The 12834-nt window shown below is 65.2% G+C and carries 11 protein-coding genes and 1 pseudogene; 7 read left to right on the top strand and 5 right to left on the bottom strand.

Annotation, left to right across the window (positions count from 1 at the left end):
* Positions 1 to 29 precede the first annotated feature (29 nt).
* Genes FQ142_RS01470 through rpmH form a run of 5 tightly spaced genes read right to left on the bottom strand, consistent with a single transcriptional unit; the run spans position 30 to position 2427 of the window.
* Positions 30 to 521 carry a protein jag gene (locus FQ142_RS01470; protein ID WP_056414441.1) on the bottom strand — a complete coding sequence of 164 codons (492 nt, stop codon included), beginning with the start codon at positions 519 to 521 and terminating at the stop codon, positions 30 to 32.
* Positions 518 to 1588 carry a membrane protein insertase YidC gene (gene yidC, locus FQ142_RS01465; protein ID WP_149421932.1) on the bottom strand — a complete coding sequence of 357 codons (1071 nt, stop codon included), beginning with the start codon at positions 1586 to 1588 and terminating at the stop codon, positions 518 to 520. The genes FQ142_RS01470 and yidC overlap by 4 nt, the downstream gene beginning before the upstream one ends.
* 3 nt (positions 1589 to 1591) lie before the next feature.
* Complete coding sequence (gene yidD / locus FQ142_RS01460) at positions 1592 to 1942, bottom strand: membrane protein insertion efficiency factor YidD (protein WP_149421931.1); 351 nt, start codon at positions 1940 to 1942, stop codon at positions 1592 to 1594.
* Positions 1939 to 2262 carry a ribonuclease P protein component gene (gene rnpA, locus FQ142_RS01455; protein WP_235564034.1) on the bottom strand — a complete coding sequence of 108 codons (324 nt, stop codon included), beginning with the start codon at positions 2260 to 2262 and terminating at the stop codon, positions 1939 to 1941. The genes yidD and rnpA overlap by 4 nt, the downstream gene beginning before the upstream one ends.
* A gap of 27 nt (positions 2263 to 2289) precedes the next feature.
* Positions 2290 to 2427, bottom strand: coding sequence for a 50S ribosomal protein L34 (gene rpmH / locus FQ142_RS01450; protein WP_022889115.1), 138 nt, complete (start codon positions 2425 to 2427; stop codon positions 2290 to 2292).
* A gap of 380 nt (positions 2428 to 2807) precedes the next feature.
* Here rpmH and dnaA point away from each other — a divergent pair.
* From dnaA to FQ142_RS01415, 7 genes and pseudogenes are all read left to right on the top strand, one after another.
* Positions 2808 to 4136, top strand: a pseudogene (gene dnaA, locus FQ142_RS01445) (chromosomal replication initiator protein DnaA); the annotation flags it as partial.
* A 495-nt stretch (positions 4137 to 4631) separates the two neighbouring features.
* Entirely contained in the window at positions 4632 to 5774 is a 1143-nt protein-coding gene (gene dnaN / locus FQ142_RS01440; RefSeq protein WP_056414426.1) for a DNA polymerase III subunit beta, read from the top strand.
* 78 nt (positions 5775 to 5852) lie between these two features.
* A complete protein-coding gene (recF, locus tag FQ142_RS01435) occupies positions 5853 to 7022 on the top strand; it encodes a DNA replication/repair protein RecF (protein ID WP_149421929.1) in 1170 nt (389 codons plus the stop codon).
* Positions 7015 to 7518 carry a DUF721 domain-containing protein gene (locus FQ142_RS01430; RefSeq protein WP_056414419.1) on the top strand — a complete coding sequence of 168 codons (504 nt, stop codon included), beginning with the start codon at positions 7015 to 7017 and terminating at the stop codon, positions 7516 to 7518. The genes recF and FQ142_RS01430 overlap by 8 nt, the downstream gene beginning before the upstream one ends.
* Before the next feature lie 118 nt (positions 7519 to 7636).
* Positions 7637 to 9709 carry a DNA topoisomerase (ATP-hydrolyzing) subunit B gene (gene gyrB / locus FQ142_RS01425; RefSeq protein WP_056414416.1) on the top strand — a complete coding sequence of 691 codons (2073 nt, stop codon included), beginning with the start codon at positions 7637 to 7639 and terminating at the stop codon, positions 9707 to 9709.
* A gap of 53 nt (positions 9710 to 9762) precedes the next feature.
* The gene (gyrA, locus tag FQ142_RS01420) at positions 9763 to 12324 is read left to right on the top strand and encodes a DNA gyrase subunit A (protein WP_149421928.1); all 2562 of its coding nucleotides are present in this window, start codon (positions 9763 to 9765) and stop codon (positions 12322 to 12324) included.
* On the top strand, positions 12321 to 12725 hold the full coding sequence (locus tag FQ142_RS01415; protein WP_056414409.1) for a DUF3566 domain-containing protein: 405 nt from the start codon (positions 12321 to 12323) through the stop codon (positions 12723 to 12725). Before gyrA ends, FQ142_RS01415 begins: the two co-directional genes overlap by 4 nt.
* Positions 12726 to 12834: the final 109 nt, after the last annotated feature.

Raw genomic sequence — 12834 nt, 5'->3', positions numbered from 1 at the left:
GAGTCCGACGTGATGTTTCACGTGGAACATCACCGACGACGGAGAACCGTGTGACGGTCGGCACCCTCGCCGTAGGACTCGGACACGAGACCCTGATCGGCAGCGATGTCGTGCACCAGCTTGCGCTCGTAGCTCGACATCGCGGGAAGGGATGCCTGACTCGCGCCCTCGTCCAGCTTGGCAGCGGCCGCGTTCACGAGGGTTTCGAGCTGTGCCCGGCGCGCGTCTCGCGAGCCGCCGATGTCGAGGATGAGACGCGAGAACGAGCCTGTCCGGTTCTGAACTGCCAGACGAGTGAGCTCCTGCAGAGCCTGCACCGTGTCAGGTGCCGACAGCAGAGAGAGACCATTCCCCTCGGCTTCGACGGACACGTATGCCCGACCCTGACGGACGTCCAGGTTCAGATCGCCATCGATGTCGGCGATGTCGAGGAGCTCTTCGAGGTAGTCAGCTGCGATGTCGCCCTCGTTCTCGAGCTGTGCGACTGTCGGCTCCTCGATGGCCGTGATGTTCTCCGTCATGCACCGCTCCCCTTCTTCTTCGAACGCTTCTTACCGACCGGCTGCTGACGCTTGGGAGCCTCGGCCTTGGCCTTCTCCACCTCGTCGAGCATGCGCTGCTGCTCAGCCTCGTACACCGCCATCGGCACGACCTTGCCCGAGGAATCGATGGCCTTGCCCTTGCGCGCCAGGCGCTCCTCACGGGCCTTCGCGGCCTCGGAGCCGGGAGTCGGCATCTCGCGGATGACGAGGAACTGCTGACCCATGGTCCACAGGTTCGAGATGAACCAGTAGACGACGACACCGAGCGGGAAGAAGATTCCCGAGAAGATGAACCCGAGCGGCAGCACGTAGAGCATGATCTTCTGCATCTGGTACGCCTGGCCGGTCTTGGCCTCGGGCGACAGGTTCTTCGAGATGATCTGCAGCTGCGTGAAGAACTGCGATCCGATCATCAGGACGACGAGCGTGACCAGGATGACGATCGCGGTGGTGTTCCCCGCGTCCACGGCGTTGCCGAGAGTCTCGTGCAGCGAGGCCACACCGAACAGCTTCGCGTCGTAGAACTGCTCGGTGAGCTCCGCGCTGAGGAAGCCGACTCCACCGATACCGGCATTGTGATGCTTGGTCACATCGCTCAGCACGCTGAACAGCGAGAAGAAGATCGGCATCTGCACCAGCAGTGGCAGACAGCTCGACATCGGTGTCGTGCCGTGCTTCTTGTACAGCGCCATGGTCTCGCGGCTCATGGCCTCGCGAGAGAGCTGATCCTTCTTGCCCCGATACTTCTCCTGAACTTTTCGCAGTTCAGGAGCAATTTCCATCATCTTTCGCTGGCTCTTGATCTGCTTCACGAAGAGCGGGATCAGGGCAGCACGCACGACGATGACGAGGCCGACGATCGACAGCACCCAGGTCAGACCGGATGCGGCCGGGAGGCCGACCGCGGTCAGCAGCCAGTGCCAGGCGACGAGAACGAGCTCGACGACCCACTTGAGCGGCCACAGGATGGTGCCGATCAGGTCGAAGCCGCCGGAGGCAGGCGCCGGCGACGGTGTTGCGCTGGCGAACAGAAGGTCAAGACCCACCGATCAGTCCTTTCGGGAAGGGACGACGAAACCGCGAGCGGTCAGGTCATAGCGGAAGTGTTCATGCGGACGGACGTCATCGACGCCGCCGTGACTCCAGGGATTGCAACGGAGAATGCGCCACGCCGAGAACACTGTTCCCCGCACGGCACCGTGCTGTTGCACCGCCCCTACAGCGTAAGCCGAACAGGATGGGTAGTACGCACACACGTCTCCGTACATCGGGGAGATCACCTTGCGGTACCCGGTGAGGAAACCCAGCACGAGATTCCTGGGGATCAGGGGGATGCTGCGCAGCAGGTCACTCGCCTGCATCCGTCCCGTGCCGATCGACGACGCCGGTAGGGCGGTCATGATCGTGTCTTCACGAGTCGGTCGAGGCAGCGATTCACATCGGCACTCAGTTCGGAGAAGCTCGCGGTCGCGGATGCAGGAAGGGCACGGATGACGACATCCGTGCCCTCGGGTACGCGTGACAGCGCCTCCGCACAGACGGCTTTGAGTCGCCGACGGACGGTGTTGCGCACCACCGCGGTACCTACCTGCTTGCTGATGATGAATCCGAACCTCGCGGCTCTGCTCTCACCCGTCGTCAGCATCGATGTGACGACGCGGGCTCCGCCACAACGTGAACCGCGTCGAACGACCAGTCGATAGTCGCTCCCGCGGGTCACACGATACGGGCGGGCGAGCACAGCGTTCTACGCGGAGAGCTCGGTGCGGCCCTTCGCACGGCGAGCCGACAGGATGGCACGGCCGGCGCGGGTGCGCATGCGAAGACGGAAGCCGTGCTTCTTGGCGCGACGACGGTTGTTGGGCTGGAAGGTGCGCTTGCTCATGGAATCACTCCGGGAATGCTGCCACCGGGATCATTTTGACCGGAGACATAGGGATCTGCCGTTCAGGCATAAGTCAACCGATTAAGGGTACGTCTTGACGGCGCGCAGAGCAAATCTGCGCGCTTCGGCAGTGGATGACCTGCGAGATCCGCACAGCTATTATCCACAACCCCTCGCCTGCACGTATGCGCAACACGCGCGCGGATTCCTCAGGGCAGGTTGCCGTTCACAGCCGCTGTGACTACCGTGGCATCCGGAGTTATCCACAGGGTCCTGACGTCTCGGGAGCCCTCCGCACATCTGCAGCACGGAGCGTCATGTCATCACCTGCCCAGCCCGACGTTCCGATCTGGACCACGGTGCAGGAGCTGCTCGAAGCGGATGACCGGGTCACCCCGCAGCTGCAGGGATTCCTCAGTCTCGCCGTGCCGGCCGGCGTCATGGCCGCGACCCTGTACCTCGAGGTGCCCAACGACCTCACCGCGGCACAGATCAACAAGCGTCTGCGGCTCCCGATCATGGAGGCGCTGTCGCACATCGGCGAAGAGGTCACCTCGTACCGTGTCGTGGTCAACCACGAGCTCGCCGAGCAGGCCACGGCACCGATCGCGGTCGCCGACTACGGCCGCCAGGAGCAGTCGCGCGTCGAGTCGCCGATGGAGCAGCCCACGCAGCTGCGGCACGAGTCGCGACTCAATCCGAAGTACACCTTCGACAACTTCGTCATCGGACAGTCCAACCGATTCGCCCATGCAGCGGCCGTCGCCGTCGCGGAGGCTCCGGCCAAGGCGTACAACCCGCTCTTCATCTACGGCGACTCCGGACTCGGCAAGACCCATCTCCTGCACGCGATCGGCGACTACGCCCAATCCCTCTATGCAGGGGTGAAGGTCAGGTACGTCTCGAGCGAGGAGTTCACCAACGACTTCATCAACTCGATCGCCAACAACCGCGGCGCCGCGTTCCAGGCGCGCTACCGCGAGGTGGACATCCTCCTCATCGACGACATCCAGTTCCTGCAGGGTCGCGCCGAGACCCAGGAGGCGTTCTTCCACACCTTCAACACGCTGCACGATCACAACAAGCAGGTCGTGATCACCAGCGATGTGGCGCCGAAGCACCTGACCGGGTTCGAGGACAGGATGCGCAGCCGCTTCGAGTGGGGTCTCATCACCGACGTCCAGGCCCCCGACCTCGAGACCCGCATCGCGATCCTCCGCAAGAAGGCCCAGAGCGAGGCGCTGCACATTCCCGACGAGGTGCTCGAGTACATCGCCACCGTCGTGTCCTCGAACATCCGCGAGCTCGAGGGTGCTCTCATCCGCGTCTCCGCGTTCGCGAGCCTCAACCGCTCCGCGCTCGACATCTCGCTGGCCCAGACCGTCCTGCGCGACATCATCGACACGGCGGAGGACAACATCATCTCGCCGACCGACATCATCACGGCCACCGCGCAGTACTTCAAGCTCACCGTCGATGACCTGTACGGCTCGAGCCGATCGCAGCAGATCGCGACGTCACGACAGATCGCCATGTACCTCTGCAGAGAGCGCACCAGTCTCTCGCTGCCGAAGATCGGACAGCTGTTCGGCAATCGCGATCACACCACGGTCATGTACGCCTACAAGAAGATCAGCGAGCTCATGAAGGAACGCCGCTCGATCTACAACCAGGTGACCGAGATCACCACGCAGCTCGGACGCCGCTGAGCGTCGTCCGACGGCTTCGAAGGGGGTCACGACAGCCGCGAGGCCGTCGTGACCCCCTTCTGGTCTCCGGATGAGGCATATGAGATGACGGATCGATGCCAGTTTGCACATGTGGATAACTTGTGGATGGATCCCGCTGAGATCGGGACGGATGTGTGGGAAGCGGCGCAACCTGTGGATAACCGCGGACGACACTTCCGGTCGGCTCACCCCGTCCACCCGCGGATTCCTCAGGGATTCCACAACTGACATCCGTGTAGTTCCTTACTCGCGTCTGCTATCCACCGAGTTATCCACAGAATCCACAGGCGTTAACACCGTTAAGGAGTTAATTCATTTCAGGGGCGATCCGATCACCAGACGGTGGGGAGAGTTCGGACGGGGCGGGCTTCACGTCCGTCGTAGGAGTACGCCCGACTGTGGGGCTAGCATGGGAAGCCCTGCACCGGCAGGACCGATGACGACACGTCTCAGAACGACGACAAGGGAGCACCCGTGAGGTTTCAGGTCAATCGCGATGTGTTCAGCGAGGCTGTGTCGTTCGTCGTCAAGCTTCTTCCGCAGCGCAACCCGCAGCCGATCCTCGCCGGCGTGCTGATCGAGGCCGACGGCTCGGGACTGACCCTCTCGGCCTTCGACTACGAGGCATCCGCTCGTACGACGATCGAGGCCACGGTCGAGACGCCGGGCACGATCCTCGTCCACGGCCGACTCCTGTCCGACATCGCCAGCCGGCTTCCGAACGCACCGATCGAGATCGCCGTCGAGGACGACGGCGGCATCACGGTGACCTGCGGGTCGGCTCGGTTCACGCTCGCAGCCATGCCCGTCGAGGAATATCCCTCGATCCCCGAGGTCTCGGGCTCTTCGGGAGTCGTTCCCGCCGACGAGTTCGGCACGGCGATCGCACAGGTCGGCTTCGCTGCATCCCGCGACGACGTGACTCCCGTGCTCACCGGTGTCCAGCTCGAGGTGTCGGGTCACACCCTCAGCCTCGTCGCCACGGACCGTTACCGCGTCTCGCTCCGCGACGTCCCGTGGGACGGAGAATCGGTTGAAGCCACCGCACTGGTCCCCGCCCGCACTCTGCTCGAGGTCGGTAAGACCTTCGGACATGCGGGCACGATCCAGATCGCCTTCTCCGGCGCGGGGGACCGAGAGATCATCGCGTTCACCGCCGGGAACAAGACGGTGACCTCGCTGCTCATCAAGGGCAACTTCCCGCCGGTCCGCCGCCTGTTCCCCGAGCAGACCGAGCACTACGCGGTTGTCAACACCGCCGACCTCGTCGAGGCGGTCCGCCGCGTGTCGCTCGTGCTGGACCGCGCCGCCCCGCTGCGCTTCACCTTCGCGGCCGACGGAGTGACCATGGACGCGTCCGGCAGCGAGCACGCCCGTGCATCGGAGTCGGTGGACGCGATCCTCTCGGGGGGCGACGAAGTGACCCTCGGACTCAATCCGCAGTACCTGATCGAGGCGCTCGGCGCCGTCAAGAGCGAGTTCGTGCGCGTCACGTTCACCTCGAGCGACAACGCCAACAAGCTCAGCCCGGTGCTCATCACGAGCCAGACCTCGGTCGACCAGGCAGGGCTCGACTCGTTCAAGTACCTGCTCCAGCCCAACCTGCTGCTGCGCTGATCCCGCGACGAGCACGTCCGGTTCCGCGTCGTCCGGCACGACCTGGGCAGTGTCAGACCCCGAAGGTAGGCTGACAGCGTGATTGTGGAGCACCTGAGTCTGGTCGATTTCCGCAATTACGCGACCGCCGATCTCGCCCTCCACCGCGGTCCCAACGTGCTGGTGGGCAGAAACGGCCAGGGCAAGACGAATCTCGCCGAGGCCGTGGTGTTCCTGGCGACGCTCGGATCCCATCGGGTCTCCTCCGACGCGCCGATGGTGCGGGAAGGACAGGATTTCGCCGTCATCCGCGCTCGTCTCTCGCACGGTGAGCGCAAGGTCCTCGTCGAGGTCCAGCTGAACAAGCAGGGATCCAACAAGGCGCGCATCAACGGGTCTCCGTCCAAGACGAACGAGCTCCCGCGTTACGCCCACGTCGTGCTCTTCGCGCCGGAGGACCTGCAGATCGTGCGCGGAGATCCCTCCGCGCGACGTCGATTCGTGGACCAGCTGCTGATCCAGCGCACTCCGCGCCTCTCATCGGTGCTCGCCGACTACGACCGCGTGCTCAAACAGCGCAACGCGCTGCTGAAATCGGCACGGGCGCGGGGGATCAAGGGCGAGGGGCTCAGCACTCTCGACGTCTGGGACGACAAGCTCGTGTCACTCGGCGCCGAGATCATCTCCGCGCGACAGCGCCTGGCCATCGACCTCCAGCAGCCGGTCGCCGAGGCCTACGCGGCGATCGCCGGAGAGGATCACCGGCCGCGGCTGGAGTGGGCGCTCTCGGTCCGCGGCGCGGATCCCGAGGAGCCCGAGGCCGGAGTGCCCGCCACCGCCGAGAGCTCCGGCGACATCGCCGAGATGTTCCACGCCGCGCTGCTCGCGAAGCGCTCGAACGAGCTCGATCGCGGCCTCACCCTCACCGGTCCGCATCGCGACGACCTGGTGCTCAGCGTGCGCGGTCTCCCCGTCAAGGGCTACGCCTCGCACGGGGAATCCTGGTCCGTGGCCCTCGCCCTGCGTCTCGCGTCGGCCGAGCTGCTGCGCGCCGAGTCGCCGGCCGGAGATCCGGTGCTCATCCTCGACGACGTGTTCGCCGAGCTCGACGCCGATCGTCGTCAGCGCCTCGCCACCCTCACCGCCGGGTACGAGCAGGTGGTGGTGACCGCCGCGGTCGAAGAGGACATCCCCGAGGTCCTGCACGCGCACGTCGTGAGGATCTCCGCAGGGACCATCAGCGATGAGAGGGAGGCGTCGGATGACTGATCCCGCCGCCGTGCCGGCATCCGAGGCCCCCGAGACGGTCGCCACCTATCTCCGGTTGCGTGGACTGAAGCCGAGTTCGAAGAACTGGAAGCGCAAGCGCCGGGTGGTCACCGACGACGACAACGCTCCGTTCACGCCCGGTCGCGACCCCGGACCCCTCGGCGCGGTGCTCGACAAGCTGGCTCACGACTCGGGGTGGCAGAAGACCCTGGCGCGCGAGGATCTGGTGCGTCAGTGGGCCGATCTGGCCGGCGCCGACACCGCGAAGCACTCCGAGCCGGTCTCTCTCGAGCGCGGCGTCCTCACGGTGAAGTGCGATTCGACGGCCTGGGCGAAGAACCTGCAGTTCATGCGCGGGACGATCCTCACAGAGATCGGACGGCGGTATCCCGACGCTGGGGTCGAGAACCTCCGCTTCATCGGACCGGACGTACCGTCATGGAAATGGGGTCCCAGAGTCGTTCCAGGACGGGGCCCGCGCGATACCTACGGGTAGGACACCACGAAGGGGGTCCGGACGGCTCAGAGGGCCACACGAGGCCGCTGAGCCGCATATCGGCACGAAAGACCGCTAGACTGGGAGTTCGTGATATCGATGTGGAGAATGCCCTCTGATGACGCCTGAATCCCCCGCTGACGAGACGGAATCCACCACCGGGGAGACCCCCGCCACCGAGAACAACAAGATCTCACCCAAGGTGAAGCAGCCCGGTGAGTACGGTGCCGACTCCATCCAGATCCTCGAGGGTCTCGAAGCGGTCCGCAAGCGCCCGGGAATGTACATCGGCTCCACGGGACCGCGCGGTCTGCATCACCTCGTCTACGAGATCGTCGACAACTCCGTCGACGAGGCGCTGGCTGGCTACGCCGACACGATCTTCGTGACTCTGCTCGAGGACGGCGGCGTGCGGGTGATCGACAACGGCCGCGGCATCCCCGTCGACCCGCACTCCTCCGACCCGACGAAATCCACCGTCGAGGTCGTCCTGACGATCCTGCACGCCGGCGGAAAGTTCGGCGGCGGCGCGTACGCGGTCTCCGGCGGTCTGCACGGCGTCGGCTCGTCCGTCGTGAACGCGCTCTCGACCCGGTTCGACGTCGAGGTGAAGCAGAAGGGCTTCGTCTGGCGCCACAGCTTCGCCGACGGCGGCGTTCCGCAGCAGAAGCTCGAGAAGGGCGAGGCGTCCGACGAGACCGGAACCAGCATCACGTTCTGGCCCGACGCCGAGATCTTCACCGAGACCACGGACTTCGAGTACGACACGCTGCGTACACGATTCCAGCAGATGGCGTTCCTGAACAAGGGACTCCGCATCGAGCTGTCCGACGAGCGACCGAAGTCGGCATACGAGGTCGAGGTCGACGGTCAGGCGACGCTCACCCAGCCGAACGACGTGTTCCTGTACGAGCGTGGCCTCGTCGACTACGTGGAGTACCTGAACAAGGCCCGTCACGCCGAGGTCGTCAACGACGAGATCATCGCGTTCGAGTCCGAGGACACCTCGCGCAAGATCTCGCTCGAGGTCGCGATGCAGTGGACCACCTCCTACACCGAGAACGTCTTCACCTACGCGAACACGATCAACACTCACGAGGGCGGGACGCACGAAGAGGGCTTCCGCGCGGCACTGACCACGCTCGTGAACAAGTACGCGCGTGCGAACAACCTCCTCAAAGAGAAGGACGACAACCTCTCCGGCGACGACGTGCGCGAGGGACTGACCGCGGTCATCTCGATCAAGCTGGGCGAGCCGCAGTTCGAAGGCCAGACCAAGACCAAGCTCGGCAACACCGAGGCCAAGGCGTTCGTGCAGAAGGTCGTCGGCGATCAGCTCGGCGACTGGTTCGGCCGCAACCCGATCCAGGCCAAGAACATCATCCGCAAGGCGATCGACGCCGCGACCGCACGTCTGGCGGCCCGCAAGGCCCGCGAGACCGCACGCCGCAAGAGCGTCTTCGAATCGGCCGCGATGCCCGACAAGCTCAAGGACTGCACGAGCAAGGACCCGTCGATCAGTGAGATCTTCCTCGTCGAGGGTGACTCCGCCGGCGGCTCGGCCGTGCAGGGTCGCGACCCGCACACGCAGGCGATCCTCGCTCTCCGCGGAAAGATCCTCAACGTCGAGCGCGCGCGCCTCGACAAGGCTCTGGCCAACAAAGAGGTCCAGGCGATGATCCAGGCCTTCGGCACGGGCATCGGCGAGGAGTTCGACATCGAGAAGGCGCGGTATCACAAGATCGTGCTGATGGCCGATGCCGACGTCGACGGTCAGCACATCACCACCCTGCTGCTGACGCTGCTCTTCCGCTACATGCGCGGGCTCATCGAGGCCGGCTTCGTGTACCTCGCGATGCCGCCGCTGTATCGCCTCAAGTGGACGAACCAGCCGCACGAATACGTGTTCAGCGACGCCGAGCGCGATGCTCTGCTCAAGCACGGCCTCGAGAACGGCAAGCGGATCCCCAAGGATGCCGGCATCCAGCGCTACAAGGGTCTCGGTGAGATGAACCCGAAGGAGCTGTGGGAGACGACGATGGACCACGCGACCCGCACTCTGCAGCAGATCACGATCGAGGATGCCGCGGCAGCCGACGAGATCTTCAGCGTGCTGATGGGCGAGGACGTCGAGTCCCGCCGCGGATTCATCCAGCGCAACGCCAAGGACGTCCGCTTCCTCGACATCTGACGCGCTGAGGCGCGCCCGCATTCGTTCGACACCGACCGGAATCGACAACACACATGACTGACGAAGAACGCCCCGAGCTGGCACACGATCACGGCAAGATCGACCAGGTCGACCTGCAGTCCGAGATGCAGCGCAGCTACCTCGACTACGCGATGGCCGTCATCGTCGGTCGTGCGCTGCCCGACGTGCGCGACGGACTCAAGCCCGTGCACCGACGGGTGATCTACGGCATGTACGACGGTGGCTTCCGCCCCGACAAGTCCTTCTCGAAGTGCGCCCGTGTCGTGGGCGAGGTCATGGGTCAGTACCACCCGCACGGCGACTCGGCGATCTACGACGCCCTCGTCCGCCTCGTGCAGCCGTGGTCGCTGCGCTATCCGCTGGCCCTGGGGCAGGGGAACTTCGGTTCGCCCGGCAACATGGGCGCCGCGGCTCCGCGATACACCGAGACGAAGATGGCCCCGCTCGCGCTCGAGATGGTGCGGGACATCGAAGAGGACACGGTCGACTTCACCGACAACTACGACGGTCAGACGCAGGAGCCCACGGTCCTCCCGGCCCGCTTCCCCAATCTGCTCGTCAACGGGTCGGTCGGCATCGCGGTCGGCATGGCGACCAACATCCCCCCGCACAACCTGCGCGAGGTGTCGGCGGCCGCGCTCTGGGCGCTCGACAACCCGGGTCTGCCCCGCGAGGAGCTGCTCGAGGGACTGATCCAGCGCATCCCCGGCCCGGACTTCCCCACCGGTGCGCAGATCCTCGGAACCAAGGGCGTGCAGGAGGCGTACCGCACCGGGCGTGGATCGATCACAATGCGCGCGGTCGTCAACGTCGAGGAGATCCAGGGTCGCACGTGCCTCGTGATCACCGAGCTGCCGTACCAGGTCAACCCCGACAACGTGGCGGTGAAGATCGGCGACCTCGCCCGTGACGGCAAGATCACCGGCATCGCCGACATCCGCGACGAGTCCTCGGACCGTACGGGTCAGCGCCTCGTCGTCGTCCTCAAGCGCGACGCGGTCGCCAAGGTCGTGCTCAACAACCTGTACAAGCACACGCAGCTGCAGGAGAACTTCGGCGCGAACATGCTGGCGATCGTCGACGGTGTCCCCCGGACACTGGCGATCGACGGCTTCGTCACCCACTGGATCACCCACCAGCTCGAGGTCATCGTCCGTCGCACCCGCTTCCGCCTGGCGAAGGCGGAGGCGCGCATGCACATCCTGCGCGCATACCTGAAGGCGCTCGATGCGCTGGATGAGGTCATCGCGCTCATCCGCCGCTCCCCCACGGTCGACGAGGCGCGCACCGGTCTGAAGGTCCTTCTCGACATCGACGACGACCAGGCCGACGCGATCCTGTCGATGCAGCTGCGTCGTCTGGCGGCACTGGAGCGACAGAAGATCCTCGATGAGGCAGCGGAGCTCGAGTCCCTCATCGCCGAGTACAAGGCGATCCTGGCCGACGAGTCCCTGCAGCGCGACATCATCCGGGCGGAGCTCACCGGCATCGTCGACCGTTTCGGCGACGACCGTCGCACGCACATCCTGCACGGATTCGACGGCGACGTGTCGATGGAGGACCTCATCGCCGAAGAGGAGATGGTGGTCACCATCACCCGCGCCGGGTACATCAAGCGCACGCGCAGTGACAACTACCGGTCGCAGCACCGTGGCGGCAAGGGCATCAAGGGCGCACAGCTGCGCGCGGATGACATCGTCGAGCACTTCTTCGTGACGACCACGCACCACTGGCTGCTGTTCTTCACCGACAAGGGTCGCGTGTACCGCTCGAAGACCTACGAGGTCCCCGAGGCCGGTCGCGATGCGAAGGGCACGCACGTCGCGAACCTGCTCGCCCTGCAGCCGGACGAGAACATCGCGCAGGTGCTCGACATCCGCGATTACGCGGTGGCGGACTACCTCGTCCTCGCGACGCGCGACGGTCTGGTCAAGAAGACGAGACTCGACAGCTACGACACCAACCGCCAGGGCGGCGTCATCGCGATCCGTCTGAACGACGAGGACGAGCTCGTCTCGGCCCTCATGGTCAACGCCGAGGACGACATCCTGCTCATCAGCCGTCGAGGGATGTCGGTACGGTTCAGTGCGACGGACGAGGCGCTGCGTCCCATGGGCCGTGCGACGGCCGGTGTGAAGGGCATGAAGTTCCGCGAGGGCGACAGCCTGCTCTCCGCATCCGTCGCCGCACCGGGGCACTTCGTGTTCGTGGTCACCGACGGCGGGTACGCGAAGCGCACCGCGATCGAGGAGTACCGCGTCCAGGGACGCGGTGGATTCGGCATCAAGGTCGCCAAACTCAACGACGATCGGGGCACCCTCGCAGGTGGTCTGATGGTGGCGGAGGACGACGAGGTCTTGGTGGTTCTCTCCAGCGGCAAGGTGGTACGCTCTGCCGTGGCCGAGGTGCCGGCGAAGGGCCGAGACACCATGGGAGTGGTGTTCGCCCGCACGACGGAAGCGGACCGGATCCTCGCCATCGCCCGCAACAGCGAGCGCGGCCTCACCGACGACGCCGAAGCGGACGAGGCGGAATCGGACCCCGGTGCCGCCGCCCCCGAGACGACCGAGAACCCTGAGGAAGCAGACGCATGAGCACAGTAGCCGACAAGCTGGCGAAGAAGTCCACGCGCAAGACCGGAGGCAAGCAGGTGCGCCTGCGTCTGGTGTACGTCGATTTCTGGTCGGCTGTGAAGCTCTCGTTCCTGGGAGCCGTCGCGCTCGCGATCGTCACGATGGTGTCGTTCTTCCTGATCTACCTCGTGCTCCAGGCCACCGGGATCCTCGCTCAGGCGGACGACTTCGTCGGCGTCGTCACCGACGAGTCCGTGCGCATCTCCGAGATCGCCGGTCTGCCGCAGGTGATGGCGTTCGCGGCCGTGGTCTCGATCCTGAACCTGATCGTCTTCACCGTCCTCGGCGCTGTCGTGGCCGGGATCTACAACGTCGCCGTGAAGGTGACCGGCGGGCTGCTCGTCGGCTTCATGTCGAACTGACCTCCCGGGTTTCTCTGAGGGGCGGATGCGCACAGCATCCGCCCCTCAGTCGTTCCCGGGTGGCGAAGGTAGGGAAAACCCGACATCGGGTGTCCGGCTGCCTCGGTGT

The organism is Microbacterium sp. ANT_H45B (assembly GCF_008369345.1).
Lineage (GTDB): Bacteria > Actinomycetota > Actinomycetes > Actinomycetales > Microbacteriaceae > Microbacterium.
The sequence above is the reverse complement of the archived record's forward strand: the minus strand, read 5'-3'. Positions and strand labels throughout refer to the sequence as shown.

Coding starts and splice junctions, on each gene's coding strand:
- FQ142_RS01415 (WP_056414409.1), top strand. CDS start 12,321: ATGAGCACAGTAGCCGACAAGCTGGCGAAGAAGTCCACGCGCAAGACC.
- yidD (WP_149421931.1), bottom strand. CDS start 1,942: ATGACCGCCCTACCGGCGTCGTCGATCGGCACGGGACGGATGCAGGCG.
- gyrA (WP_149421928.1), top strand. CDS start 9,763: ATGACTGACGAAGAACGCCCCGAGCTGGCACACGATCACGGCAAGATC.
- FQ142_RS01470 (WP_056414441.1), bottom strand. CDS start 521: ATGACGGAGAACATCACGGCCATCGAGGAGCCGACAGTCGCACAGCTC.
- FQ142_RS01430 (WP_056414419.1), top strand. CDS start 7,015: ATGACTGATCCCGCCGCCGTGCCGGCATCCGAGGCCCCCGAGACGGTC.
- gyrB (WP_056414416.1), top strand. CDS start 7,637: ATGACGCCTGAATCCCCCGCTGACGAGACGGAATCCACCACCGGGGAG.
- rpmH (WP_022889115.1), bottom strand. CDS start 2,427: ATGAGCAAGCGCACCTTCCAGCCCAACAACCGTCGTCGCGCCAAGAAG.